This is a genomic window from Rhizobium sp. RHZ02 (assembly GCF_014851575.1).
GTDB lineage: Bacteria > Pseudomonadota > Alphaproteobacteria > Rhizobiales > Rhizobiaceae > Rhizobium > Rhizobium altiplani.
In genome coordinates this window covers 27,739-52,816 of the sequence record NZ_JACUZX010000032.1, presented here as the reverse complement: position 1 = coordinate 52,816, position 25,078 = coordinate 27,739, and the positions used below count along the sequence as shown (strand labels likewise).

At 58.5% G+C, this 25,078-nt stretch carries 19 protein-coding genes; 7 read left to right on the top strand and 12 right to left on the bottom strand.

Annotation, left to right across the window (positions count from 1 at the left end):
- Positions 1–4 precede the first annotated feature (4 nt).
- The 4 genes from IB244_RS28250 to IB244_RS28235 are packed head-to-tail and all read left to right on the top strand — an operon-like array spanning position 5 to position 4,634.
- Entirely contained in the window at positions 5–1,102 is a 1,098-nt protein-coding gene (locus IB244_RS28250) for a BMP family ABC transporter substrate-binding protein (RefSeq protein WP_026371865.1), read from the top strand.
- 3 nt (positions 1,103–1,105) lie between these two features.
- Positions 1,106–2,629, top strand: a complete 1,524-nt coding sequence (locus tag IB244_RS28245) for an ABC transporter ATP-binding protein (RefSeq protein WP_192306398.1) — start codon at positions 1,106–1,108, stop codon at positions 2,627–2,629.
- Complete coding sequence (locus tag IB244_RS28240; RefSeq protein WP_192306396.1) at positions 2,626–3,726, top strand: ABC transporter permease; 1,101 nt, start codon at positions 2,626–2,628, stop codon at positions 3,724–3,726. The genes IB244_RS28245 and IB244_RS28240 overlap by 4 nt, the downstream gene beginning before the upstream one ends.
- Positions 3,723–4,634, top strand: coding sequence for an ABC transporter permease (locus IB244_RS28235; RefSeq protein WP_192306395.1), 912 nt, complete (start codon positions 3,723–3,725; stop codon positions 4,632–4,634). Before IB244_RS28240 ends, IB244_RS28235 begins: the two co-directional genes overlap by 4 nt.
- A gap of 182 nt (positions 4,635–4,816) precedes the next feature.
- Here IB244_RS28235 and IB244_RS28230 read toward each other — a convergent pair whose 3' ends face one another.
- Positions 4,817–5,563 (bottom strand): sulfite exporter TauE/SafE family protein, encoded by a 747-nt coding sequence (locus IB244_RS28230; protein WP_192306393.1) that lies wholly within the window; start codon positions 5,561–5,563, stop codon positions 4,817–4,819.
- A 97-nt stretch (positions 5,564–5,660) separates the two neighbouring features.
- Here IB244_RS28230 and IB244_RS28225 point away from each other — a divergent pair, with 97 nt between their 5' ends.
- Positions 5,661–6,542, top strand: a complete 882-nt coding sequence (locus IB244_RS28225; protein WP_192306391.1) for a LysR family transcriptional regulator — start codon at positions 5,661–5,663, stop codon at positions 6,540–6,542.
- 1,743 nt (positions 6,543–8,285) lie between these two features.
- Here IB244_RS28225 and IB244_RS28220 read toward each other — a convergent pair.
- From IB244_RS28220 to IB244_RS28175, 10 genes are all read right to left on the bottom strand, one after another.
- Positions 8,286–8,711, bottom strand: a complete 426-nt coding sequence (locus tag IB244_RS28220; protein ID WP_169683103.1) for a SyrB-like regulator — start codon at positions 8,709–8,711, stop codon at positions 8,286–8,288.
- An 846-nt stretch (positions 8,712–9,557) separates the two neighbouring features.
- Positions 9,558–9,944 (bottom strand): hypothetical protein, encoded by a 387-nt coding sequence (locus tag IB244_RS28215; RefSeq protein ID WP_192306389.1) that lies wholly within the window; start codon positions 9,942–9,944, stop codon positions 9,558–9,560.
- 1,718 nt (positions 9,945–11,662) lie between these two features.
- On the bottom strand, positions 11,663–12,589 hold the full coding sequence (locus tag IB244_RS28210; protein WP_192306387.1) for a cation diffusion facilitator family transporter: 927 nt from the start codon (positions 12,587–12,589) through the stop codon (positions 11,663–11,665).
- A 670-nt stretch (positions 12,590–13,259) separates the two neighbouring features.
- The gene (locus tag IB244_RS28205) at positions 13,260–13,937 is read right to left on the bottom strand and encodes an HAD hydrolase-like protein (RefSeq protein ID WP_312867275.1); all 678 of its coding nucleotides are present in this window, start codon (positions 13,935–13,937) and stop codon (positions 13,260–13,262) included.
- A gap of 286 nt (positions 13,938–14,223) precedes the next feature.
- Positions 14,224–14,871, bottom strand: coding sequence for a dihydroxyacetone kinase family protein (locus tag IB244_RS28200; protein ID WP_192306383.1), 648 nt, complete (start codon positions 14,869–14,871; stop codon positions 14,224–14,226).
- A gap of 4 nt (positions 14,872–14,875) precedes the next feature.
- Positions 14,876–15,877 carry a dihydroxyacetone kinase subunit DhaK gene (locus IB244_RS28195; protein WP_192306381.1) on the bottom strand — a complete coding sequence of 334 codons (1,002 nt, stop codon included), beginning with the start codon at positions 15,875–15,877 and terminating at the stop codon, positions 14,876–14,878.
- A 20-nt stretch (positions 15,878–15,897) separates the two neighbouring features.
- On the bottom strand, positions 15,898–16,932 hold the full coding sequence (locus tag IB244_RS28190; protein ID WP_192306379.1) for an ABC transporter permease: 1,035 nt from the start codon (positions 16,930–16,932) through the stop codon (positions 15,898–15,900).
- A complete protein-coding gene (locus tag IB244_RS28185) occupies positions 16,932–18,497 on the bottom strand; it encodes a sugar ABC transporter ATP-binding protein (protein WP_192306378.1) in 1,566 nt (521 codons plus the stop codon). Before IB244_RS28185 ends, IB244_RS28190 begins: the two co-directional genes overlap by 1 nt.
- A 74-nt stretch (positions 18,498–18,571) precedes the next feature.
- Positions 18,572–19,582 (bottom strand): substrate-binding domain-containing protein, encoded by a 1,011-nt coding sequence (locus IB244_RS28180; RefSeq protein ID WP_192306376.1) that lies wholly within the window; start codon positions 19,580–19,582, stop codon positions 18,572–18,574.
- Positions 19,583–19,612: 30 nt separating this feature from the next.
- Entirely contained in the window at positions 19,613–20,635 is a 1,023-nt protein-coding gene (locus IB244_RS28175; protein WP_192306374.1) for an ABC transporter permease, read from the bottom strand.
- A gap of 195 nt (positions 20,636–20,830) precedes the next feature.
- Between IB244_RS28175 and IB244_RS28170 the strand changes: the two genes are divergently transcribed.
- On the top strand, positions 20,831–21,913 hold the full coding sequence (locus tag IB244_RS28170; protein ID WP_192306372.1) for a LacI family DNA-binding transcriptional regulator: 1,083 nt from the start codon (positions 20,831–20,833) through the stop codon (positions 21,911–21,913).
- Between the two features lie 219 nt (positions 21,914–22,132).
- A complete protein-coding gene (locus tag IB244_RS28165; protein WP_192306370.1) occupies positions 22,133–23,284 on the top strand; it encodes an MFS transporter in 1,152 nt (383 codons plus the stop codon).
- Between the two features lie 143 nt (positions 23,285–23,427).
- Here the strand turns inward: IB244_RS28165 and IB244_RS28160 are convergent, their stop codons facing one another.
- The gene (locus IB244_RS28160) at positions 23,428–24,651 is read right to left on the bottom strand and encodes an MFS transporter (RefSeq protein ID WP_192306368.1); all 1,224 of its coding nucleotides are present in this window, start codon (positions 24,649–24,651) and stop codon (positions 23,428–23,430) included.
- Positions 24,652–25,078: the final 427 nt, after the last annotated feature.

Below are 25,078 nucleotides of genomic sequence, written 5' to 3'. Positions count from 1 at the left end.
CAGCATGACAAACATTTCTCGAAGAACCCTGATGCAGGGCGTTGCAGCTGCCGGCCTGGCCGGCGCATTTGGTGGTCGCGCCGCATTTGCGGCCGACGGCCCGCTCGGGATCACGCTCGTCGTACCCTCGCCCATCGGTGACGTTGGCTGGGGTCACGCGCTGGCTGCGGGTCTGGAGCCGATCAAGGCAGCGTATGGCGACAAGGTAAAGGTGACGGTCGTCGAAAACATTGCGGAGGGTCCGGATGCTGACCGCATCATGAACAAGACAGTCGCCGACGGAAACAAGTTCCTGATCGCAGGCTCCTTTGGCTATCAAAACGGTGCCCTGCAGATTGCTCGCCGCAACCCTGATGTCACCGTATTGCATGCATCGGGTTTCCAGGTGGCCCCAAACTTCTCGCCGTTTGCTGCCAAGTATTTCCAGGGGACGTATCTGCTTGGCATGGCGGCGGCGGCGCTGTCAAAGACCGGAAAGCTCGGTTCCGTGTCCGCCTTCGCCATTCCGGAACTGATTACCTCGATCAACGCGTTCACGCTCGGTGCTCAGGCTGTGAACCCCAACATCGAAGTTTCGGTCGTCTGGGTAAACTCATGGTTTGATCCGGCCAAGGAACAGGAAGCGGCCAAGGCGCTGATTGCGCAAAAATGCGACGTGATCTTCTCCAACGCGCAGGATACGCCCTCCGTCATCTCCGCGTGCGAGGAGGCTGGCGTCTACGCCTTCAACCTCAATTCGTCGATGAAGAAATACGCGCCGAAGACATATCTTGGTTGTGTGTCGACCGATTGGTCCCCGTTCTTCAAAGCCTCCGTCGACGCTCATCTCGCCGGCACCTTCAAGGGTGCAAACACCTTCCTAGGTGTTGCAGACAAGGTCGTTGAGGTTGTTGACTGGCACCCTTCGATCCCCGCAGAAACCATGACGAAGATCAAGGCCGCAGAGGCAAAGATTGCCGACGGAAGTCTCTCACCGTTTACCGGCCCGATCAGCAAGGCCGACGGCAGCGAGGGCGCGGCCGCTGGAAAGACCCTGGCCGATGGAGAAATTGTGGCCATGGACTGGCACGTCAAGGGCGTGACCACGCCGCTGCCAAAGTAAGCCATGACCGCCCCGCTCCTGTCGCTTCGCGGCATCTCGAAGAGCTACGGCCAGGTCCATGCCAACCAGGCCGTTGATCTGGACGTAGTCCCGCAGTCGATCCATGCAATTCTCGGCGAAAACGGGGCGGGCAAATCGACGCTGATGAAAATGATCTACGGCGTCGAGCAACCAGACAGCGGGTCGGTCGCCTGGGAAGGCGAACCCTTGGCCCTTGCCTCCCCGGCGGAGGCACGTGCCAAGGGTATCGGCATGGTATTCCAGCATTTTTCGTTGTTTGAGACCCTGACTGTCGTTGAAAATATTCAGCTCGTTGTCCCTGGCAAAAAAGCCGATCTCGTTAAACGTGTCCGTGCTCTCGGGCATGAATTCGGCCTTGAAGTCGATCCGCTCGCCCACGTGCATGCGCTTTCGGTCGGCGAACGTCAGCGAGTAGAGATCATCCGCTGCCTGATGACCAATCCGAGGTTGCTGATCCTCGACGAACCGACATCTGTTTTGCCGCCACAGCTGGTTGAAAAGCTGTTCGAGACGTTGCGCCGGCTTCGGGACGGCGGTGTATCGATCCTCTTTATCTCGCATAAGCTCGAGGAAATCCGGGCTATCTGTGACAGGGCAACCATTTTGCGCGGCGGCCGCGTCACGGGACATATCGACCCACGAGAACATGATGCCCATGACCTCGCCCGCATGATGATTGGCCGCGACATGCCCGAACCCATGGCCGCCGTGCCGCGCTCGGGCGGCGAGAAACGCCTTGAGATCATCGGCCTTCATCATCGGCCGGAAGATCCCTTTGCGGTGCCGCTTTCTGATATTGCGCTGACGGTGCGTTCTGGCGAGATCCTCGGGATCGCGGGCATTTCCGGAAACGGGCAGAGCGAGCTTGCCTCGCTGATCTCAGGCGAGATCATCCTCCCGAGAGACCAGCGCGACCGGATCTACATGATGGGACGTGACGTGGGAAGGCTCGACGCAGCTCACCGACGCCAGCTTGGATTTGCATTCGTTCCGGAGGACCGGTTGGGACGCGGAGCAATTCCTGAAATGTCACTCGTACTCAACGGGCTATTGACCGCCCACCCTTTGAACCTTCTTCGTCACGGCCTGATAGACAGGAAAAGGGCGTCTGCGTTTACCGAGGATTGCATCCGTCAGTATGATGTGCGCACGCCTGGCCCCGACGCCGAAGCCGGCGCACTTTCGGGCGGCAATCTTCAGAAGTTCATCGTTGGCCGTGAGATCATGTTGGCGCCGAAGCTGCTCTTTGTCGCGCAGCCCACATGGGGTGTGGATGTTGGCGCGGCGTCCGCTATACGCGCCCGTCTTGTCGCGTTGCGCAACGAAGGCATGGCCATTCTCGTCATTTCAGAAGAACTCGAGGAACTTTTCGAGCTCTGCGATTTCATCCAGGTATTGCACCACGGCACATTGAGCCCGCCGCTTGTCACCAAGGAAACGCAACCCGAAGAAATCGGCCGCTACATGATTGGCGCGCAAGACGCTTCAAAGAAAGTCATCGCATGAATGCCGTGTCTGCCGCCTTTCTGCCTACGCTTGTCCGCCGGGAACGCGCTTCGTTTTCTGCGACGCTGGCTGCGCCATTCCTGGCGCTGGTGGTAGCAACCATCCTGAATGTCGCACTCTACGTGGCGATGGGCCGCAACCCGGTCGCCGTCGTCTATGCAATGCTGCTTGAGCCCTTTCTGTCGTGGGCATCGTTTTCGGAAGTGCTTTTGAAAGCAGGGCCGCTATTGCTCATTGCGCAGGGTCTCGCGATCGGCTTCCGAGCCAAGGTGTTCAACATCGGTGCCGAAGGCCAGTTCATTCTCGGCGCCATTTTTGCCTCTGCAATTCCCGTGTGGTTTCCTCAGGCAACCGGTCAGTGGATTTGGCCCCTGATGCTTGTCCTTGGGACAGTCGGTGGCGCCCTTTGGGCCTCACTCACAGCGTTCTGGCGTGTCAGGCTGAATGCGAACGAAATCCTTGTTTCACTGATGCTGAGCCTGGTTGCGTCGCAGCTTTTGAATTACCTGCTGCTAGGCCCCTGGAAGGATCCAAACGGTTTCAACTTCCCGCAATCGGTCATGTTCCAGTACGACGCGATGGTGCCGCTTCTGATTTCGGGCACACGTGTCAACGTCTCGTTGATAATTACAATCGTCCTGTCCTTGGCTGCCTGGATATTCATGCAGAGGAGCTTTGCCGGCTACAAGCTTCAGGTTGGAGGCCTGGCGCCGCGGGCTGCAGCCTATGCCGGCTTCAAGGAAGGCTGGGCAATCTGGCTCTCGCTCCTGATCGGTGGATGTGCCGCAGGTCTTGCCGGCGCCGCTGAGGTCGCCGGGCCTCTTGGACAGTTGCAGCGGTCAATTTCCACCGGCTACGGCTACGCGGCCATCATCGTCGCCTATCTGGGCGGACTGCATCCAATCGGCATCATCGCCTCATCATTGTTCATGGCCGCTCTCTACATTGGCGGCGACAATGCCATGGTATCAGCAAACCTGCCCATCGCCGCGGTCCGGGTTTTCCAGGGAAGTCTCCTTCTCGCTTACCTGGTTGCAATCGCCTTCGTCCGGTACCGTCTTGAGTGGCGTCGGATCGTCCACCGGAGCCAATCATGAATGCCATCGAGTTCATTCTTGCGGGCATGCTCGCAGCCGCAACCCCTTTTCTTCTTGCGGCACTTGGCGAGCTGGTCGTTGAGCGCGCAGGCGTATTGAACCTTGGCGTAGAGGGTCTGATGGCCTTTGGCGCAGCCTTGGCCTTCATCATCGTCTATCACGGCGGCGGGCACTTTGCGGGGTTTGTCGTCGCGGGGCTTGGCAGCGCCGCCCTTTCCCTGGTCTTTGCGCTGATTGCCCTTGGCTTCAGGGCCAACCAGGTGGCAACGGGCCTTGCGATCGGCATCCTTGGCCAGGGTCTGTCTGCACTGTTTGGCAAGTCCTACGAGAGCCTCACGGTCAAGGGCCTGCCCAAGCTTTCCCTTCCGTTTCTGTCCGACATCCCGATCATCGGTGGGATCTTTGTTCAAGACGTTGTCGTCTGGCTGTCGCTCGCCGCAACGATCGGCATCTGGGCCCTTTTTGCCTTTTCGAAGGTTGGGCTCGTCGTGCGGGCAGTGGGTGAAAACCCCAAGGCTGCTCACGCCATAGGCTATCACGTGATTGCTGTTCGCGTGATTGCTGTAGCCTTCGGCGGCGCGATGGCAGGCTTTGCGGGCGCCTATGCTTCGGTGGTCTACACGCCGCTTTGGGCAGACGGGATGATCGCTGGTCGAGGTTGGATTGCCATTGCGCTTGTTGTCTTCGGCACGTGGCTGACTGGCCGCATCTTTCTCGGAGCGTGCCTGTTTGGCGCCGTCTCCCTGATGGGCCTTGCAGCACAGGCGACAGGGTTGAACGTGCCTTCGCAACTTCTTGCAAGCCTGCCCTACCTCGTTACCATCATCGTGCTCGGCATCATTTCGGCAGATCGTCGCCTGTTGAAGCTGAATGGGGTCGCCTCGCTCGGCGAGCCCTTCGAACGCTGAGCGTTACAAATAGCTGCATCGAGCACGATCGAAGCTGGTGGGAGAGATTATGATGGTTTCGCCGCCGGCTAACCCAATCGCACCTGTCAAAAGCGTCGATGTTCTCAGGGCCATACGCATTGAAGCGAGATCCCCCTATGCGCGGTCCCGATCTGGCCAGCGGTCATGCCAGGAGAGGCTGACTAAACGCTTCGCAGCAGCATTTCTATCCCGAGAAGCGCAAGGGCGATCAAGAGGCAGCGCTTGAACGTCACTGGGCTAACCGCCTTCCTCATGTACTGGCCGGCCCACATACCGATCAGAGCTGGAAGAACAGCGAGGCTCGACAGCGCTACTCCATCGAGCTGAAATGTACCTTGCAGAGCAAGCCCAGCGGCGAGCGCGATGGTGGAAATCGTGAAGGATAGTCCGAGCGCCTGAACGAGATCATCCCGTTCAAAGCCAAGTGCCTGGACATACGGTACGGCCGGAATGACGAACACGCCGGTTGCGCCTGCGATGAGGCCTGTCGCCAACCCAATCATGGGCGAGAGCCAACACTCGTGTGTTTGGTCAATATGGCAAGGTTTGGCTGACAGCGTGTAGATCGCATATGCCGTAAGCGCGAGGCCGAGGAAGACGGTGCTCAGGCGGGTTTCGCCACCTGTCAGCACAGACGTACTGGCGAGTGTGCCGACAAAAACTCCAGCCAGCATCGGCCAAAGCCGACAAACGACTGCGACAAAGTTCGGGCCAGCGATGAGCTGCCAGACATTCGTTGTGAACGAGGGCATGATGAGCAGCGATGCCGCTGTAACGGGCGACAACAATCCGCCGAGAATGCCCATGGCGACCGTCGGAAGGCCCATCCCTGTGATACCCTTTACGATACCGGCGACAAAAAATGTAGCTGCGACAGCGAGCAGCAATGAGATCGAGACATCATTCATTTCTTCTCATTACGACTTCTGACATCGTCCACAATGCGGCAGTTCCGTTTCCAGCCTTCGCCTGGACCGAAGGCAACGAGGAGTGTAACCTTCGAGGATGCGCTTCGACTTTACCGATCTTCGCCTCTTTCTTGCTGTTGCTGACGCTGGCAGCATCACCCACGGAGCGGCGGAGGTGAACCTCTCGCTTGCGGCGGCGAGTGAGCGCCTGCGGGAAATGGAGACAACCGGAGGCGTACGCCTGCTCGAACGAGGTCGTCGGGGCGTGACATTGACCGAAGCGGGCGAGGCGCTTTCGCACCACGCTCGTGAGATTCTAAATCAAGTGACGCTAATGCGTGGGGAGATGGGCCGCTTCGCACAAGGCATACGCGCGAGTATTCGCGTAAACGCAAATACTGCGGCCATCGTCGAGGTTCTTCCAATCCGCCTATCGGCGTGGCTTGCTTCGCATCCGCAAGTCGATATTGATCTGCGGGAGCGCCAAAGCTATGAAATCGCCCGAAGCGTCTCTGCAGGTTTCGCCGATATCGGCGTATTGTCGGATGCAGCTGGCCACCAAGGTTTAATCATTAAACCTTTCGCGGTGAGCAAACTCGTCGTGGTCTCAGCAAAGACACATTGGCTCGCGACTGAAAAGGAAATCCCGTTCGCGCGGCTCGCCGAGCAATACTTTATAGGCCTGGAAGGCGGAGCATTGCAGGACCATCTCGACGCTCAAGCCGAGAGGCTGGGCGTAGTGCTCCGATACCGGATCCGCCTCCGCACGTTTGAATCCATATGCGCAGCAGCAAGTAACGGCGTTGGAGTCGCTATCGTGCCGGACACGGTGGCGCGGCAGTGCAAGCGGGCCTACAACTGCGGGATAACGCCTCTAACCGACGCATGGGCGCGGCGAAATCTTTCCGTTTGCGTGGCCTCCGGATTCGATCCCACTCCAATTGCTCGAGAGCTGTTCGACCACTTGGCAAATGCGTGACCTGATGCCAGCATTTGCCGAGGCAACAACAGGCGAAACTCCAGCAGTAGGGCAAGGAGCTTTTACTCGGGGAACGCCTTTGAAGCGGGGCCTTTTGTTGACATATACGACTTCTGCGCTAGTTTATTTCTTGCACCTGTTTTGGTGCGTCCTCTTAATTCCACCTAAACGGCCCCGCCAATTCGCGGGGTTTCTTTTCGCCTTCGACGCAGGGACCCGTACATTTGCAGGGTAAGGATTCCACGGTTCGCTCTTCTATCCCGGCAAAGAAGTAAGGAATTCAAGAAAACATCACACACCTGTCCGTGTCACCACTCAGCGAGCGGACGGCATGTGGTATTCTTGACCAGGCTCGGGTTTGTCGGGACGAGCGCGCCGACCCTGGTCCGTTATTCAATAATCAATCGCCGAAGCGTCGAAGCATCGTCTGGAGCTGCAGATTTTCCTGGCGAAGGCGTATTGCCAAAAGTCGTTTCAGCCGCCTGTTCTCCTCCTCCAGGTCAGCGAGATCGTCGAATTGCGTTTCGATCTTCGCAATGCGCGTGGCCAGATTGCTCGCCTGTGGGACGCGATTTTTCTGGCGGGCGGCGCGTTGTTTGGGAGGAGGCGCACTTTGATTTGGCGAAGTGACCTCAGGTTCCATTACCTCTGCCTTGGAATCCGAGCTGACTGTTACGCTGTCCTTTTGCTGAACCGTTGGAGCCTCAAAAGCGGCGACCGGAACCTGGATCGTTTGGTCGATGCGACTTTCGCTCGACACATGAATTGATCGCACTGGAACCGGAACCGACTCGATTTGGCTTTCTTGGACGGCAGGTATCGAAACAGTGCTCGGCCCGAAAAGGTTCGGTGTCTGCGAGGCCGTTTCACGGACGGCGGCCTCAAGATCCGTGCCGGCCCAAATGGAAGCCGACTGTGTTTTCGATCGACGCCGCGCTGACTTGAACTCGACGACAAATTTCCGTTGCTGTGTTTTCATGGTTTCCCAAACTGTGCGAGCGACGCAATTCAGCTTACGTCGCATCTCTTGAGCATCTCTCTAAGCTGAGCATTCTGCTGGCGCAACTTTTCAGCCAGTCGCGTCCTCAACTGCCCTATTTCGTCATCGAGTTCCCTCAACGGGTCAATGGGCGTTTCTCGGGGCGGCGAAATTGATCTCGCTCTTTGACCCTCCCCTGATACCACGGTCTTTCCGACAACTCCATCCGGGCGGTTTTCTTTGACATGGCGCATGCGTCGCGCGTTGCTTTTGCGTGCGTGTTGCCCACCGGAGCCCCCTTCCCCAAACGATTCCTGAGCTCTCGCGCCCGGCGGAGGGACCTGAGCATTGCTCCGTTCTTCATCCCCGACAATTTCGACTGGCAGCCCCGATGATGGAGGATCAATGTCGCTTCTGGCCGCGTCCGGGCCTGCGAGCGTGTCGTCGTTTCCTGGCGCCAGATCCTGCGCATCCGGTACCTTTGGCGATGCGGAAAAATGCTCTTCCTCGACTTCAACCGCCTTTGCGTCGGCCTCGTCACCGGATGAAGATACGCCTTCCGTTCGCCGTTGGCGCGACGTCAGTTCTGACAGGAATTTCCAAGGAGATTTCATCGTGTTTCAATCTTGAACAAGCTGCACCGCGAGGTTGCAGTAGCTTATTGGTCGGGCCCGGAACTGGGCCCGACCAAATCAGTTTAGACAACGTCCCTCGCCACATCATGTCACGCTGGGTTACCGCAACTGATCGAGTTCTTTGAACTCTCAGTTAAGCCCAAGCCGTTTGCGAAGGTCAGCATTTTCGGCGCGCAGCTTTTCAGCAAGTGTCTTGCGCAACCGGCTGTTCTCTTCCTCGAGTTGGATAAGATCTGCCATATCGTCCAGCGCCGAGACAGAAGCGGGAGCTGTCTTGGTCAGTTGTTTTTGCGCTCCAAGTCTCCGGCCTTGCTTGACCGCGCCCTTCGCTTTCGCCGTGGCGGTCGTTGCCGAAGCAGCTGGCTTTGGCTCGCTCGCTGGCTCTTCCACCTTCTTGCGGCGACCTCGCGGCGATTTTACGACCGGCGCTGCCGCTACGTCGGCAGCGGCCTTCGGACGTCGTGGTCCCCGTGTTTTCTTCGGCGCAGGCGCCTCCGCCGAAGTAGTTGCTTCTGCGCCCTCGGTTATCGACGCGGTATTATTGTCGTCAGCCATGATTTTCTCCCTCACTAGCTGGGATTCTTTTCAACTGCGCGGGGAACAGAGTCAACATAAGGCCAATCGGCGGCATTGTGATTTTTACCCGCTTCATTCAATTCATTTCGTTGCTCGTGCGACACCCCCTATTCTGGTGGCATACTCAAGTCATGAGCGACAAGCGAAGGCAGGCGCCAGGGAAATGGGAGCCAAGCTGTGGGCCATCGGCCGCGATGCGCGAGAAACTAAATGTTGGCTGCGTTGATGGCTACTGAAAGGTTAACGGGCGACTTCTCTCCTGCCAATGCCCGGTCAACCGCGGCGCACATCACTGCCCGAGCGCGTTCGGAATCTAACGCTACACCATGGTCGTTACACCACTGGCGGACAACATCGCTCACCGTCTGGAGGTCGTCGTCATCCAAGGGGATCAAGTTGAGAAGTGGAGGCGTGCCCGTGCTCTCCAGTCAGGCAAGAGCACCTATAATCTCTCAAGCGGTCTTTGCCGTTAAATAGGGACCGACATCGGGGATGATACTCTGATCTTGGAACAAGGCAATGCCGAGATCGGAAGTCAGACAGTGTATACGAAGGGCGCAAGCTGACTCTGTTGACCAAGGCGATATTAAGTGAAATTGACCGAGAACGGATTTGCGATCCAACTCCATGTCGTGCCCGACAAAAAAACGCCATCGGACCGTCCGCATGGCGCCCTGGTCCGACATCGGCGAACACATCTCAGGCGTCCCTTTTTGCTTCGGGGGCGACGAATGGCCGCTCGATCCGTCGTGAGGGCTGAATAAAGCCGCCGGGATCCCGAAATGCCCCACCAGCGCTACGAGCATAAACTCTCTTCGATCAAGCCTAGTTCCTTGCGAGAAGAACAACGTTCTCGTTCGACAAGGTTACAGTCACAGGAGCGCCATTGATCCGAATGGTAACCTCTCCCTTTTCGTCGTCCACGTCAGTAATCTCACCAAACAGACTGACACGGTCTTTTATGGTGAAACTCCTGCTAGATGTGTCGGAACGCCACATCGAGTCGTCCCAATATAGGTCGAGTTCCGATATGCCAACGCTCGCGAGAAAGCTGGTCTGCAGGTTTTTCTCCAGCCACTCTGCCGAACAGCCAAGCGCGGTCGCGGCCGCGTTGACGTCAGAATAGTCGTTCTCCCCGCCCTCGCCCCAAGTGACCTTGACGGAATCACCGCGCTCTGGATTTCGATAGATCCGAACGTTCTTCTGTCTCATGGTTCGACCTCCTATTGGCTGTGACTTAGCGTTGATGTGCGAGTTTTCTTCCGCGTTGATTGCGTTTTTGATTATCCCGGCTCAAAGATTGCGGATTGGCGATATATTGTAAAGGTGCTCTGGCGAGCTAGCCGCTAATCGTCTCACGCGTCGTGCGTCTCGCCGGCCAACAGGATTGCGACACCGGCGGCGTGTTCATGCAGTTCCGAATCCTCCTCGATATTTACGAAGGCATCACATCGCCTTCATGCTTGGCTCCATTCACCGCTTGGTTGATGATGATAACAAGTTCGCTATGTTGGACAACTATTGGCGATGTGGCGCTATTGGATTGATAAATGTCGCAATTTGGACATCAAGCAATCAAATGAAAGGTAATGTAGTTATAACGAAATAAAGCGCAAAAAAATCGCGCCGGGAACGAATCAAATGACACCGTCCGAGTACCGGGCGACGCTGGCTGTCATCGGATTGACGGCAAGCGTCGTGCAAGAGCTTTTCGATATAGATGAACTTACAAGCCGCCGATGGGCCACAGGCGACTTGCCCGTTCCGCGCGCCGTCGCATTGAGTTTGTTGCTGATGGCATCGTATGGCGTATCCATAGGTGAGGCACGGATTCTTACAGGCTCCATACCCCTATTAAAGTCAGCTTGAGCGCCCTCCCCCGACCGCATGCAAGTGAGGTCATGTTAAAGCTGTCCCATCCTTTGCAGGATAGTACTGGTCGATAACGCAGTCAGCAGCTATGTCGCCGACGCGTGGCCGCCTTGCGGCGGACTGGCCGCACGAGAGCCTTCACTCGATCGGAAAGAGCGTGGGGTTCAGCAACGACCGTGCAGGCTGTTTGACCAGCACCGTTTTAAGCAGGTCTGGGGGCCCAAGGATATTGCCGGTCTGAAGCGGGCGAAGGGAAGCCGTTTGGGGCGGGGGCTTCCCTTCTTATGCTTCCCAGTCGCTCAGCGATCAGGACAACCTAGAGATAGCCGCCGTGGGCGATGCACGCTAGTTGGACCAAGGTCCGAGCACCTCGGTCCAAAGTCCTAGGTGCTGGCGTCACGTTTGCCCATCACCGATTTTGGCGAGGGTGATGGAGAAAATGAAAACCGCTGAGCGCGACGATATCGTCGAAACCGCTCGATCGTTGGCAAGGACAGGCCGCCCGGCAGTGGCGATTGCGGCCCGCCTGTTTTACGTTGCGGGCAAGGCTTGCAGCGCGGCATTGACCTTTGTCAAAAACCCATGGCTCTAGCCACAATCCAGGTGGGAACCCCGGCCGTTACAGCTGATGCCAACAATATCGAAACTATCTTGATCGCATAAGCCCGAGCATCATGCCGTTCGTATCTCATTGACCTGCCCTCCAATCCCCGCTTGCGAATTGAACTACAGGCGTGAAGGACAAGTCGAGTCACGTTTCTTCAACGTCGTTAATAGTCGGCGCCGCGGCGGTTCCGAGTAAGCGTTGGCGTCGACTTTAACTGCGCGGTCAGCGTGATCTGCGAAGCAGCTCTCGGATCTGAGCAAATGGAGGCTTGGCATTCTGAAGCGTGCGGGATAGCGGACGCTAAGAGAAAGTCGGTGCCCAAGGGGTCATCTGAGCTGTCACCGTATCGAGGGAGGCCGCTTGTGACGAAGCAGTGTTCAAATCAATCAACGGCAGTCATCATGCTCTTCAAAGCGCAAAAGCTGTGCCGAAAAGCGCGATGCTCAAGGGGCTATTCCGCCCATTCCGCATCGGCCGTGAACGCGATGGTGAGCCAGCGGTTGGTGCTTTCATCGCCGATCGCATTCCCTATTTCGTCGCGCAGCGCATCCCAATCCTCCACCGTTTTCGGCGGAAGGCCCTTGGGAACGATGAAGTAGAGTTCGATCTGTGTCGCCCGACCGACACGAGCAACGTAGGCGCGATATGAAAGGAAGTGGAGGCGACGCACGGTCTCGGAAGCGACGTTGTCCACATGGTTCTTAAGGTCGACCGGCGCGATGAGAAGGATCTCGGTCAGTGCCTTCCAGATTGTACCGATTAGAAGCGGAATCATCACCACGCAAACCAATGCGAGGACGACTGGGTCAACGTAGCTGGCGATCCACGCGACAGGGGTCGGCTGAACAGCGAGACCGATGACAAACGCGATCAGCAGGGCAAGGGCAATACCTCCCGACATGATCCAAGCCTTGACGTCGACAGAAATGAAGTCCGACTTCAGGCGGCGGTTCAACCTGACACCAATAACGGCCATGACAGCGCAGACGAGTACGGTCGCCGCCGTGTAAGTGATCGCCACGCCGTAACGCAGTTCGTGCCCGCCATTGAGGATGCTGATGATCGCGTTAATCAGCGCGTAAACCGCAACGGTCATCAGCAGGCTGCCGTTAAGCATCAAGACGATTGGCTCCAGATGCCAGAAGCCCATTGTAAAGCGGTTACGAACTCTTCCAGACAACGCGTCGGTTTGCGCTGACTTCACGATCAGGCTCGACACCCAAAGCGCAAGGCCGGTCATCGCCGCGTCGCCCAGAGAATAGACGCCGTCAAAGGCGATCGAGAACGAGCCCGACAAAATGCCAAAGGCCACTCCGAGAGCGGCGACGACAACCGTTGCCGCAATAGAGATGCGTAGGAACTGCTGCTCGCTCAACATCGAGTATCTCCGACATGACCGCACGACTATGTCCATCCTATCGTTTTGGCATCGCACGTGAAGACATTCGAAAATATCGACGACCGGGAATTCAACCGAAATGGAAAACCTGGGTTCCCAAAAGAGAATTAATTTCAAGGATTAGATTAGAGGGTCATTGTCGATGGTACGGTCGCAGGACATCATCGCTGGTGCTGGTTCAGCGCTCTAGGCTGCGTTCAAATACCGGGGTTTCGTCAGCCGGGGGTCACGATCGCTGGCAGTCATTCCTCTGCGAGCCGAGCGGCTTGTCCAGTCCGTCGTGCAGTTCGTCGGGGAGCCGGTTCAGCCAGCGAATGACGGTGTCATCGACGGTGTTCAGGGCACGCCCCCACGGTCTCGACCTCCTTGGTCGACAACGAGTAGTCACCAGATGTTTGATGACAAGGACGCGTTTTCCTTGACCGCCAGATGGCTGTGGATCAGACCAAACGCTGCGTTGTGCGCAACGTTTGCATTCCGAAAACGCACAATTCGGTCGTGGTCGGCTCCCGCCTCCCGGTTGGATTTACGCATTTTCCATCTGTGGTCAGGAACGCCGCGGAGGAAACATTCATCGATCAAGTCCGTCGTTTCGCCAACACAGCCGGATCGCCCCCGAAAGAAAATCGGCCGAGATCGGCAGACCGTATCAATTCGAAGTCTCAGGTGCGATTATCCCGATGGCCGCTGCGGCGAGCTCCGCCGGCGTTTCGATCAATAGATCTGCGCCGGCGTGTTCCAGCTCTTCTTTCGTCCCGTAGCCCCAAAGGACGCCAATCGATCGCATTCCGTTCGCATGCGCACCGGCGATGTCGTACCGGCGGTCCCCGACCATGACGCAGCGATCGCGGTCGAGGCCGTTCTCCCTCAAAATATGGGCGATCAGTTCTGGCTTGTGGTCGATATCGCCGGTCGGCGTCGATCCGTAAATTCCCGCAAACTGCGAATCCAGCTTCTTATTCTCAAGGATTCTACGCGCGAACGTTTCGCGCTTCGATGTGGCCAAGTAAAGCCTTGCGGACCGGCTCATTGCCCGCAGAGCCTGCGGTATCCCATCATAAACCTCGCTGAGGAGCAGGCCGCCAGCCCCGTAATCCTGCCGGTAGGCATCGACAGCTTCTGCGACGCGATCATCCCCGAATTGTTTGAGAAGGTAAGACATGACGTCTTCAATCGGTGGGCCGATGATCGATGCAATGTCCATCGCTGGATCGGTTGTATGCCCGAGCGCGCGCAGAGCAGCACGGCAGCTTGAGAGGATGCCGGGTTCCGACGCGATCAGCGTCCCATCGAGATCAAGCAGGATTGCGGAAAGGTCAGATACCACCAGGCAGTTCTCCATTGAGTTGCTGAAGTGGCGATAGCGGAAGTGAAACCGAAATACACCCCCAAGGAACCACGCCAGATGGAATGGCGCCGCTCGGCAACGCGGACGGGAGAGAAATGAGCAACTCCCGGCACCAATGGCGTCCGCAAAACCTCAGTCGAGCAGAATGACAATTCAGGGTCTCGTTCACAACCCGGTGCAGCCGGTCAAAGTCGGTGTCTAAATCGACACCGACCCATACAGACCACTGCTTGTGCTGTCACACGCTAACCGAGGGCCAGAATACCTACCGCCTATCCACGAAGTCCGCCATCCGACGGATCAGGAATGCGCCGACCGTGGCGCCGGCGTCCTGCAGACCGACGGTCTTTTCCTGGAATGCCGCCGCCTTGCCGTGCTGTGCCAGCATGGACTTTGTGGCTTCCAGCGCCTGTTCGGCAGCCTCGGCCGTGACGCTTAGAGCGTCTGAAAGCGCTGAACCCGCGGCAGCATGCGCCTCCAGCGTGGTCGCGACAGGATCCAGCACGTCGAGCAGGGTTTTGTCGCCAACCTTGGCCTTGCCACGCTCGGCAACACCATCGCGGTAAGCCCGCCAGAACGCTGCCATGTCGGCAGTATCCAGCGATTCCTTGCCTTCCACGGCCTTGCTTGCCCGGAGAAACCCTGTTGCCGTCAAGGTGCCCATCGTGGAGGGAGCAGTACGCGCCATGGTCGCCCCGGCGGTGCGCAGAAGCTTGGCTATACCGGCTGCCTCGCCTTCAGCGTCCAACGCTTCCGCCGCGGCCGCGAAGGACTTGTTCATGGTAATGCCGAGGTCGCTATCGCCTACTTTGCCATCAAGCGCGATAAGGAACTCGCGCTGTTCGGCAAACAGCTCCTTCCAGCTCTTGAAGAGGTCGATAACGTTCGCGGCGTTCAATGTCTGAAGCGTCATGGTCTCACCCCGCGATGTGCTGGAAGAACGGCGTGTTTGCGGGAGCCGCGACGAGGCGATCCAGCTCTTCGTCGAGATGCAGGATCGAGATGGAGGCGCCTGCCATTTCCATCGAGGTTGCAAATTCGCCGACCCAGACGTATTTCGCCGTCACGCCGCGTGCTTCCAGAAGCTGCGAAACACGGCGGAAGAGGATGTAGAGTTCCTCCAGTGGGGTACCGCCGAGGCCGTTCATCAGCACGGCAACGTTATCGCCCGGGTTGTAGTCGGTCTCGGCGAAGATGCGCTCCATCATCTCGTCCACAACAGCATCGGCTGGCGCCAGCTTCTTGCGGCTGATGCCATTCTCGCCATGGATGCCCATGCCGATTTCCATCTCATCCTCGCCGATGGAGAAGGTGGCATGGCCGATCTCTGGAACGACGCAGCTCGAGAGCGCCACACCCATGGTGCGAGTTCGCAGGCGGGCCTTGTCGGCCAGGCGCGTGACCTCGTCCAGTGAAAGTCCTTCGGCGGCAGCAGCACCCGCTGCCTTGTAGATGAAGAAAATGCCCGCAACACCGCGGCGCTTGTGTTCCTCACCGACGACCGACGAAGCAACGTCGTCGTTGCCGACGACCTGCTTGACCGCAATGCCATCGAGATCAGCGAGCTCGGCCGCCATGTCGAAGTTGATGAGGTCGCCGGTATAGTTGCCGTAGATGTAGAGCACGCCGGCGCCCTGATCGATGTGCTTCGTCACCTGGTACATCTGCTCGGCGCTGGGCGACTGGAAGACGCCGCCGACTGCGGCGCCATCAAGCATTCCGTCGCCGACGAAGCCGAGGAAGGTCGGCAGGTGACCAGAGCCCCCACCGGTGGCGATGCCGACCTTGCCTGCCTTGGTCCTGGCGGTGACGAGGCAGCGCGGGTCGCCAGCTGTATAGGTGACGGCGGGATGGGCCTTGTAGATGCCTTCGAGCATCTCGTCGACGAAGTTGACGGGGTCGTTCAGGAATTTTTTCACGGGGGTCCTCCGGAAGTGGGTTATTTCTTACGCTGGCGCGTGACGAAGAAGGCGGCGGCCAGCAAGATAAAGCTGCCGACGACGAGGCGTTGCCAGGTGCTGGGAATACCGACCATGACGAGCACACTGTTGAGCACGACGATCAGCAGCACACCGAGAAGGGTACCGAGGACCGTGCCCGTGCCGCCGGTGATACGCGCCCCTCCGAGCACGACGGCGGCAATGACGTTGATCTCGGTGCCGACGAGATCGAAGGGGTTTGCCTGTCGATTGGCGCAAACATGAATGATGCCGGCTAGACCGGCGAGCGCGCCCGCATAGCCGAACAGGAAGACATGCACGGTGCGCAGGCTGTAACCGAGACGGCTTGCGATATCGGCATTGCCGCCAACGGCAAAGATTGCACGGCCCATCAGGGTGCGGTTCAGGATCCACCAGGTCACGAGCGCCGCGACGGGCAGAACGAGGAAGTAGAACGGAAGCGTTATGAGCGCACCGTTGGCGGACTCAAACTGGACGAGCGGCATGCGCCCGAAGGCGCCCATTTGCGGCGGCAGCGACATGATCCACACGGTGCCGATGAACGAGAGCAGGAAGCCGCGGAAGAGATACTGTGTGCCGATCGTCACGATCAACGACGGCACCTTCAGGTGATGGACAAGCAAGCCATTAATGATGCCAAGCACCGCGCCGCCAAGTGTCGCCATCAGGATGACGACGACGATGGGCAGGCCCGGCAGGTAGCTCTGCACAAGCACCGTCATCGAGTACATGGTGAAGGCCGCGATCGCTGTGAAGGACACGTCGATGCCGCCCGCGGCAAGGATGATGAAGACCCCGAGCGCGAAAAGCCCCATGACCACGCTCGCGCGGCCGATGTCGATGAGCGTCGATGGCTGCAGGAACGCCGGGTTGGCGATGGCGACACCGACAACTATCGCTATCAGGAGGAGGAAGGTGATGGTCTCCGGTCTACGGCGCACCAGCTCACCGAAGCTGAAGGAACGCGACGGGCCGTCGGCGCCGTGGAGTTCATCGGTTCGTGAAGCGTCCATCACACAGTCTCCGTCGTAATCACCAGCATCGCCTTATAAAGCTGGTCCTCAGTTGCCTGCTCGGCATCCATTTCCGCGACCACCCGACCGCCGTTCATGACGAGGATGCGGTCTGCGTTCTGAAGGAGTTCCGGCAGGTCGTCGCTGACGATGATAAGCCCCATGCCGGCTTCAGCGAGCCCCTGGATGACGCGGTAGATCGTATCCTTGGACCCGACGTCGACGCCGACGGTCGGTCCGTGCAGCACGAGAAGCTTGGGCGCGATGCTCAGCCACCGCCCGATCAGTACGCGCTGCTGGTTACCACCCGAAAGCGCCCCGACCGGCAGGTCGAGATTCTTGGTGTTGAGCCGCATTTCCTCGGAAAGCCTGGTTGCGATAGTGCGCCCCTCCTCTCGATCGACGACGCCGATCGAATTGGCAAGGCGCGAGACGATAAGAGCGATCTCGTTTTCAAAGATCGACTTGCCGAGGAAAAGGCCTTCGGCGAGCCGGTCCTCCGGCACATAACCGATGCCCCGCTCGATCGCCTCGGCGGGCGAGCGTACGGAGACGGTCTTACCCTCGATCGTCACCACGCCGCTTGTCGCGGGTGCGACGCCGGTGAGTGCCATGGCAAGTTCGTTGCGGCCGGAATCGGCAAGACCGGTAATGCCGAGGATTTCACCCTTTTTGATCGAAAAGCTCATATCCCGCACGCCATCAGCAATGAGGCGGTCGACCTTGAGAAGTTCGGCATCGGACGGCTTGCCCGTACGATAGCGCTGAGCGTCGATGGATCGGCCGGTCATCAGCTCGGCCAGTTCCTTCTTGCTGTAATTCGCGATGGGGCCCTGGGCGACGCACTGGCCATCACGGAAGACGACAGCGTGGCCCCCGATGCGGTAGCATTCATCAAGCTTGTGGGTGACGAAAAGCACAGCGACATTTTCGGAGCGAAGGCGCTCGACGACACGAATGAGATTGTCCACCTCGCGACGCGTCAGGGACGTGGTGGGTTCGTCCATGATGACGAGCTTGGCGCGGGTCGCAATGGCCCGTGCGATGGCGACGAGTTGGCGGGACGCAAGCGGCAGATCGGAAACGATGGTGTTCAGGAAGGTACGGTCGGTCGGCAGCCCCGCGGCGGCGAGCGCCCGTTCGGCCGTCTCCTTCAGTCGCTTGCGGTCGAAGAGGCGCAACAGGCGGCCATTGCCGTTGACCAACTGCTCGTTCAGCGCGACGTTTTCGGCGACTGTGAGGTTGGGCAGAAGCGACAGGTCCTGGTAAACCGTCTCGATACCGGCAGCCAGCGACTGGATCGGCGTCAGCGACGAAAAGGTCTCACCATCGAGGATGATCTCACCAGAGGTCGGTGCATGTGCCCCGGACATGATTTTGATGACAGTGCTCTTGCCGCACCCGTTCTCACCGAGAAGATGGTAGGCTTCGCCCGGCTGGAGCGTCAAGTCGATGCCACGCAAGGCATGAACGCCGCCGAACCTCTTCTGGATGTTTCTAAGTTCAAGGAGCGCAGCCGAATGCTGTGCCGTGTGTGTTTGTGCCGCCACGGAAATTGTCCTCATGCTGACCGGCGCGTCGTTGCGCCGGACGGGTCGGCCGGGAGGTAAATCTGCCGGCCGACTGACGGTTTGCGGAATTAGAACAGGTGTTCCTTGTAGGTCGCCTTGTCGGCCAGGACCATGCCATTGCCGAGGATCAGCAGACCCTTGCCCGGGCCCTTTTTGACCGAGACCTTGTTGTAGCCTTCGACACCGAGGTCCATACCGTCGGTGACTTCCTTCTTTTCCAGCAGCAGCTTGGCAACGGAGTTCATAGCCATGCCGGCCTTCTGCGGATCCCAGAAGCCGATTGCGGTGATTGCGCCGGATTCGAGAAGGTCAGCGGATGGGTTCGGGAGGCCGGTGCCGACCAGGCAAACCTTCCCGCTCAGGCCCGCTTCGTCGATCGCGCGGCCAACGCCGAGTACGTCATTGCCGGCCGAGGTCTGGAAGCCCTTGATATCGGGGTGCTTGCGCAGGATCTCCTTGGCCTTTTCATAGGTGCCGTTTGCGTCGTCGAAGGATTCGTTGTTCGGATCGACGAGTTCCATGCCGGCATACTTCTTGGCGTTCGCTTCGCCGGCGCCGACCCACTGCATATGAGTGCGGCTACCGAGCGAACCAACGAAAGTCGTCCACTTGCCTTGCTTGCCCATGCACTCGGCCAGGCGCTCGTTGAGCGCGGCACCGTAGTCGGCATTGTCGAAGGCCTCGACGTCGGCATTGGTGTTCGTCTGGTTATCTGCTTCGTGAGTCACGACGACGATACCGCGGTCCATGGCGCGCTGGAACGTACCTTCGAGAACAGCCGGGTCCATCGGCACGACGGCGAGTGCGTTGACGCCCTTGGCGACGAGATCGTTGACGATCTGCAGCTGCTGGGCCGAATCCGCTGTGGCTGGACCGCTCTGGGTGGCAACGACGTCAGTATTTGCCTCCTGATAGGCAACAACGCCCGTATTCATACGGTCAAACCACGGGATACCGCTGATCTTGACGACGGTGGCGATGACCGGCTTGTCCTGGGCGGCCAGCCCACCGATCGAACCTGCGAGCGCGACAGCTGCAACCGTGGTTCCAGCCAAAAGCTTCTTCGAAAACGACTTCATAGTTTCCTCCACGAATATTCCCTCCTGTTTTTACTTCGATGCTTGAGGGACAGGCACCGAAGGGGTTTGCGTGCGGCGACCTGGGGACAGGAAGCCAGCGATGTCGTAGCGGCCGATGGCCAGGAAGGTGAGCAGCAGCAGGCCCCAGGCAAAATCGCGCACGAAATTGGAAAGGCCGCCGAAATTGAGCAGGCTCGACATAAGCTGCAGGGCGATGGCGCTGAGCACAACGCATACGACGCGCCCATAGCCGCCCTCCGGCTTCACGCCCGCCATCACCGCAATGAGGATGGCGATGAGCAGGTACGAGCTCCCGTAGTCGAACTTCACATTGACGTTGCGCGCCGCAATGATGATGCCGGCAAGACCCGACAGCGTGCCTGAGATCGCATAGGTGGCGATGATCACGCGGTTCCTCGGAAAGCCCGCATAGACGGCCGCCCTGGGATTGGTGCCCATCAGCATCAGCCACAAACCATAGGGCGTGAATTTCAGGAGTGCTGCAACGGCGCCGGCGACGAGCACGAAGATGAGAAAGCTGATCGGCACCGCAGTAATCATGTCGTTGCCGATGCTGGAAAGCAGCGCCGGGCTGCCGACAGCCACGGCCTTGCCGCCCGAAACAACGACCGCAAGCCCCATGAAGGCCATCTGCGTGCCGAGCGTGCAGAGTATAGGCGTGATGTTCAGCTGCGAGATGAGAAGGCCATTAATGACGCCGCCTGCAAGACCGATCAGGATTGCGCCGGCAATGAACAAGAGGCTAAAGGCCATGCCGCTCTCTGACACAGACAAAACGGATGAGACGATGACGGCGGAAAGCACGCCGGAAAGATTGGCGAGCGCAATCCCTGACAGATCGATACCGCCATTGCCGGCACACATGGCGAGCATGACGCCGATGGCCAGAAGACCGATTTCCGGCACCTGGCTTGCCATGGACTGGAGATTGAAAACAGAAAGGAACGTGCCGCCTGAAATCAGGGCGCCCGCCACAAGCAACAGACCGTTTATGACAAGCAGCATCGCCAGCTGTCCGCCGGTTTTCTGCATGATCTCCTCCCATTTGTTTACTAAACAATGTCCAGCTTCACTAAACGCTATCAAAGGATATTTGCGCTGACAAGCCCCGTTTTTGCGGCATATCGGTTGCGATTGGCCCCAAATTGGCTTAGGTCTCGCAAATACCGCTTAAATCGTTTAGTAAACTCGTTCGCAGTCGCAGCATGAAGGGTAACTTGTCTCCGCATGAAGAAACCGGGAAGACTGACCATCAGGGATATCGCCGAAGCGGCGGGCGTATCGCCCGCGACGGTTTCGCTCGTGCTAAACGGCAAGGGGGAGATTTCCGGCGTGACGCGGGCGCGGGTCTTAGAGGCGGTGGCTAGCCTAAACTACGTCCCGCGGGCAACGCGCAGCAACGCCGAACCGGGCGAGACCTTGCGCTTCTTGAAGATCGCCAAGCACGGCCACACGGTCAACCGCGACCATAGCGTCTTCATCTCCGACTATATCGACGGCATGTCTGCCGAGGCGACGCGGCGTAACTACACGCTCGAAGTCGTGAGCTTCGAAGGCCAGCCAATCAGCACGGTGGCGGAGTCCCTTGCCGGCGCGCCGATATCAGGCGTCATCGCGCTGGGTACGGAGTTGACGGAAGCCGATATCAGGCTCATTCAGGGTCTCGGCCTGCCGACCGTCTTCATCGACACGTTCTATGACGTGCTGGAGGCCAATTTCGTCGACATGAACAACGAGGACGCCGTCTATAAGGCGCTGTCGCGTTTCCGCATGCAGGGTTTCCAGCGCATCGGCTTCGTCGCATCCCATGTCGACACAACCAACTTCCGCCTGCGTCGCGAGGCTTTTTTCAAGAACATGGCGAGGCTCGGCCTGCCTGTGAACGAGGCCGACATCCTTTCGGTTGAGTCGACCTATGACGGCGCCTATCTCGATACTCGCGCGCTGCTTTCGACCGGGCTGGAGCTTGCCGAATGTTATTTTTGTACGAACGACATTATCGCCTACGGGTTCATTCGCGCGCTTCGCGAATATGGCGTATCAATTCCACAGGACGTCTCGATCATCGGCTTCGACAACCTGCCGCAGAGTGCGACCATGGAGCCGGGTCTGACGACCATCGACGTGTCGAAGCGCAAGATAGGCAACCTTGCCGTTACTGTGCTGGACGACCTGATTGTCGCCGCCGAGCCGCAGCCGCCGGTCAAGATCCTGGTTGGCGCTGAGCTTGTTCTGCGCGCCAGCCACGAGCATGGCGAATCGGAGACTGCGCGGGTCCGCGCGACGCGCAAGACACAGCAGCCCGTATAACGAAATCGCGGGGAAACTCACCTTGTCAGGGAAGAGAAACTCGCGTAAGACGCGTATCGTCGCTGCAACTACGCGGACCTGTCCAAGACCGCTGGAGCGGCCGTTCCCTCTGACTGTTGTCCACCATGCTTTAGAGCCTCGGATACGATGACTTTCGTTTGGATCACGGTCGGACGTTGAGGAATTTCCGCCACAACCTAATGACCCGGGAGCCCGGAAATGCGTATTGAGCCGCAGGTGCGAATTTATACCTGCTTCTTCCTCTTTTCGGCATCGACCGGTGCCCTGCTCTCACGCCTTCCCGATCTCCAGGATGCCCTCCAGGTCAACAAGTCGGAGCTTGGCCTCACGCTGATTGGTGCAGCGATCGGTGCACTGATATCCTTAACGTTCTTTTCGCCCCTCGTGGCCCGTTTGGGTGCCAGAATCACTGCGTTCATAACCGTGCTCGGGACGTCCGCGCTGATCGCCTCAGTCCCGTGGATGACGAGCGCCGAACTCGTTTTTGGGATCCTGTTTTTGGAAGGACTGCTCGCAGGAGCCCTAGAAATAAATCTCAACGTCGAAATTGACCGTATCGAAGCGCAGCTCGGCCGGGGTGTCATGAACCGTGCCCATGGTTTCTGGAGCCTTGGATTTTTCGTGACTGCGCTTATGTCATCAGGAGTGCGTCAGGCCGGCATCTCGATGCAATTCCACTTGGCACTGACATTTATTGTGGTGTTGGTTGTGGCCGCTGTCGTGATCAGCGGAATGCGTAGTGCACCGGCGCGGGCTTTGGGCGAGCATGCGGACGCAGGTCATGTCGCATTGCCGACGCTTGGTCTTCTTCCCCTCTGTGTCATAGGCATTGCCGCATTCCTGGTGGAGGGTGCAGGCATAGATTGGTCATCTATTTACATGCGCGATGTTTTCCAGGTTGAACCATTTGTCGGCGGCCTTGGATTGACCCTGTTCACACTGTTCATGGCGCTCACCAGGCTGTTCGCGGATCGTTTTGTCGATCAATACGGCTCCCGGGCAGTCGCGGTCACTTTGCTGCTGATCTCAACGGCTGGACTCATGGCAGTTTGGCTTGCTCCCCATCCGCAGCTTGCGCTCGTCGGCTTTGCCCTAATGGGTGGCGGCTGCAGCGCCGTCTATCCGCTTGCGGTTTCGGCTGCCGCTCAGCGAACCGACCGGCCTGCCCATATGAACGTTGCCGCATTGGGCCAGATGTCCTTCATCGTTTTTTTCCTTGCTCCACCTTTGCTCGGCTTTGTCGCTGAGCAGGCAGGTATTCGAATGTCATACCTGGTCTGCATTCCGGTCATTGTCGTTGCGCTTTTCTGCGTCAAATCGCTCTCAACAAGGCGAAGTGCGTTCGCGTAACCACCCAATCCGAGGAAACGAAACACGCACGGCATCGGCGCGCCTCGAACGGCCTGATGGCGGCGAACTTCCGGATGCCGTCAACTCTATCGGCATGTTGGACGCCACGGCAGAAGTCCGATCCGACGTTCCGGGCAGCCAGATTAGCCCTTGAGCGTCCTGACTTTGGCAAGCTCAGGAAACAGACGTGTCCACATCAATACGATGGCAATAGTGCCGACGCCGCCGATGACGCCGGCCAAAAGAGGCCCCATGAAGCCCGCCAGCATGCCGGATTCGAATTCGCCGAGCTGATTGGAGGTACCGATGAAGAGCGAATTGACCGCATTGACGCGGCCGCGCATCTCATCTGGCGTCAAAAGCTGGACAAGTGAGCTGCGCACCACGACGCTGACGGTATCGGATGCCCCGACGACAAGCAGTGCACATACAGACAGTGCAATATTGGTGGAGAGCGAAAAGACAACAGTCGCCGCGCCAAAGACGGCAACGGCAGCAAGCATCTTGATCCCGACACTGCTTCTCAGCGGCCGCCGCGCCAGCACGATCGACATGGCGAGAGCACCGATCGCCGGTGCGGCACGCAACAATCCCAACCCCCAAGGGCCGGCATGCAGGATATCCCGCGCAAACATCGGCAGCAAAGCGGTCGCCCCACCGAGCAGCACTGCAAAGAGATCGAGCGAAATCGTCCCTAGCACGACGGGTCGGCTGCGGATAAACGAGACGCCGGCAAATATCGACGTCAGCGTTACCGGCTCGCGTTTTGCGGGCCTCCACTGCATTCGGATAGAAATTACATTGACGCTCGCAACGGCAAAGAACACGGCGGCGACGGCAAAAGGTGCGACCGGATTTACGCCGTAAAGCAGGCCGCCGAGGGACGGGCCGACGATGAAGGCAGTTTGCTGCATCGAGGTGGTAGTAGCAACAGCCCGCTGGAGCATCAGTTCAGGCACGATATTCGGCAGCAACGCTGCCATCGTCGGCCGTTCGAAGGCGGCGGTAGCACCCAGGATCGTGACGGCAACGAGTATGCCCGCCGGTGTCAGCCACTGCTGCCAGGTGGCAATCGCGAGCGACAGCGAAGTCGCTGCCTCGATCAGTTGGCAGACAAGACCGATGCGTCGGCGGTCGTAGCGGTCGGCGACATGGCCAACGATGAAGGTCAGCACAACCATCGGCAGGAACTGGCAAAGGCCTACAAGCGCCAACGCAAAAGCGCTGTGCGTCTGGTCGTAGATCATCCACCCCATCGCGATCGCGATGCATTGGAATGAGAGAGAGGAGAGAACGCGGGAAGCTGCGAAATTGAGGTAGCCGGGATGGCGAAGGACGCTACCCGGCAGCACTTGAACAGTATCCATTTGAACATCCAGGCCGGCGGAACCCGCTGAGCCATATATAAGATTCTTATACGGTCTCTGTGCTGTTCGCATGACAGGTTTGTCAACCGCTCGAAGAGCGAATTGCTGGTTTGCGCCAGCGCGAACGAGATCTCCCACGTTCAAATCTTGTTGATCAAATGGCCCCGGGCCATCTGTTTCGGACAATACCCGGACCGGCCGACCCCTCCCTAAAAGGGACCGGCAGGGTGGCCCGTAACGGAATGATAAAAGACGGTGGCGACCGTCGCCAACTCAACAATTGCGCACACACGGCACTCTTGAATTTTTGGTGAGCCTGTCGATCGACCTGACCCGGTACGGCACGCTCACCGATTTCTCCGATAGTCTCTTTGTGCCACCGAGCGCGACATTGGTTTTGGCTGCCTCCGAATAGTGAAACCGGCTC

Bases quoted from the DNA above. Each gene is read 5' to 3' on its own strand.
- IB244_RS28250 (WP_026371865.1), top strand. From the start codon at position 5: ATGACAAACATTTCTCGAAGAACCCTGATGCAGGGCGTTGCAGCTGCC.
- IB244_RS28245 (WP_192306398.1), top strand. From the start codon at position 1,106: ATGACCGCCCCGCTCCTGTCGCTTCGCGGCATCTCGAAGAGCTACGGC.
- IB244_RS28240 (WP_192306396.1), top strand. From the start codon at position 2,626: ATGAATGCCGTGTCTGCCGCCTTTCTGCCTACGCTTGTCCGCCGGGAA.
- IB244_RS28235 (WP_192306395.1), top strand. From the start codon at position 3,723: ATGAATGCCATCGAGTTCATTCTTGCGGGCATGCTCGCAGCCGCAACC.
- IB244_RS28230 (WP_192306393.1), bottom strand. From the start codon at position 5,563: ATGAATGATGTCTCGATCTCATTGCTGCTCGCTGTCGCAGCTACATTT.
- IB244_RS28225 (WP_192306391.1), top strand. From the start codon at position 5,661: ATGCGCTTCGACTTTACCGATCTTCGCCTCTTTCTTGCTGTTGCTGAC.
- IB244_RS28220 (WP_169683103.1), bottom strand. From the start codon at position 8,711: ATGGCTGACGACAATAATACCGCGTCGATAACCGAGGGCGCAGAAGCA.
- IB244_RS28215 (WP_192306389.1), bottom strand. From the start codon at position 9,944: ATGAGACAGAAGAACGTTCGGATCTATCGAAATCCAGAGCGCGGTGAT.
- IB244_RS28210 (WP_192306387.1), bottom strand. From the start codon at position 12,589: ATGTTGAGCGAGCAGCAGTTCCTACGCATCTCTATTGCGGCAACGGTT.
- IB244_RS28200 (WP_192306383.1), bottom strand. From the start codon at position 14,871: ATGACGCTTCAGACATTGAACGCCGCGAACGTTATCGACCTCTTCAAG.
- IB244_RS28190 (WP_192306379.1), bottom strand. From the start codon at position 16,932: ATGGACGCTTCACGAACCGATGAACTCCACGGCGCCGACGGCCCGTCG.
- IB244_RS28185 (WP_192306378.1), bottom strand. From the start codon at position 18,497: ATGAGGACAATTTCCGTGGCGGCACAAACACACACGGCACAGCATTCG.
- IB244_RS28180 (WP_192306376.1), bottom strand. From the start codon at position 19,582: ATGAAGTCGTTTTCGAAGAAGCTTTTGGCTGGAACCACGGTTGCAGCT.
- IB244_RS28175 (WP_192306374.1), bottom strand. From the start codon at position 20,635: ATGCAGAAAACCGGCGGACAGCTGGCGATGCTGCTTGTCATAAACGGT.
- IB244_RS28170 (WP_192306372.1), top strand. From the start codon at position 20,831: ATGAAGAAACCGGGAAGACTGACCATCAGGGATATCGCCGAAGCGGCG.
- IB244_RS28165 (WP_192306370.1), top strand. From the start codon at position 22,133: ATGCGTATTGAGCCGCAGGTGCGAATTTATACCTGCTTCTTCCTCTTT.
- IB244_RS28160 (WP_192306368.1), bottom strand. From the start codon at position 24,651: ATGGATACTGTTCAAGTGCTGCCGGGTAGCGTCCTTCGCCATCCCGGC.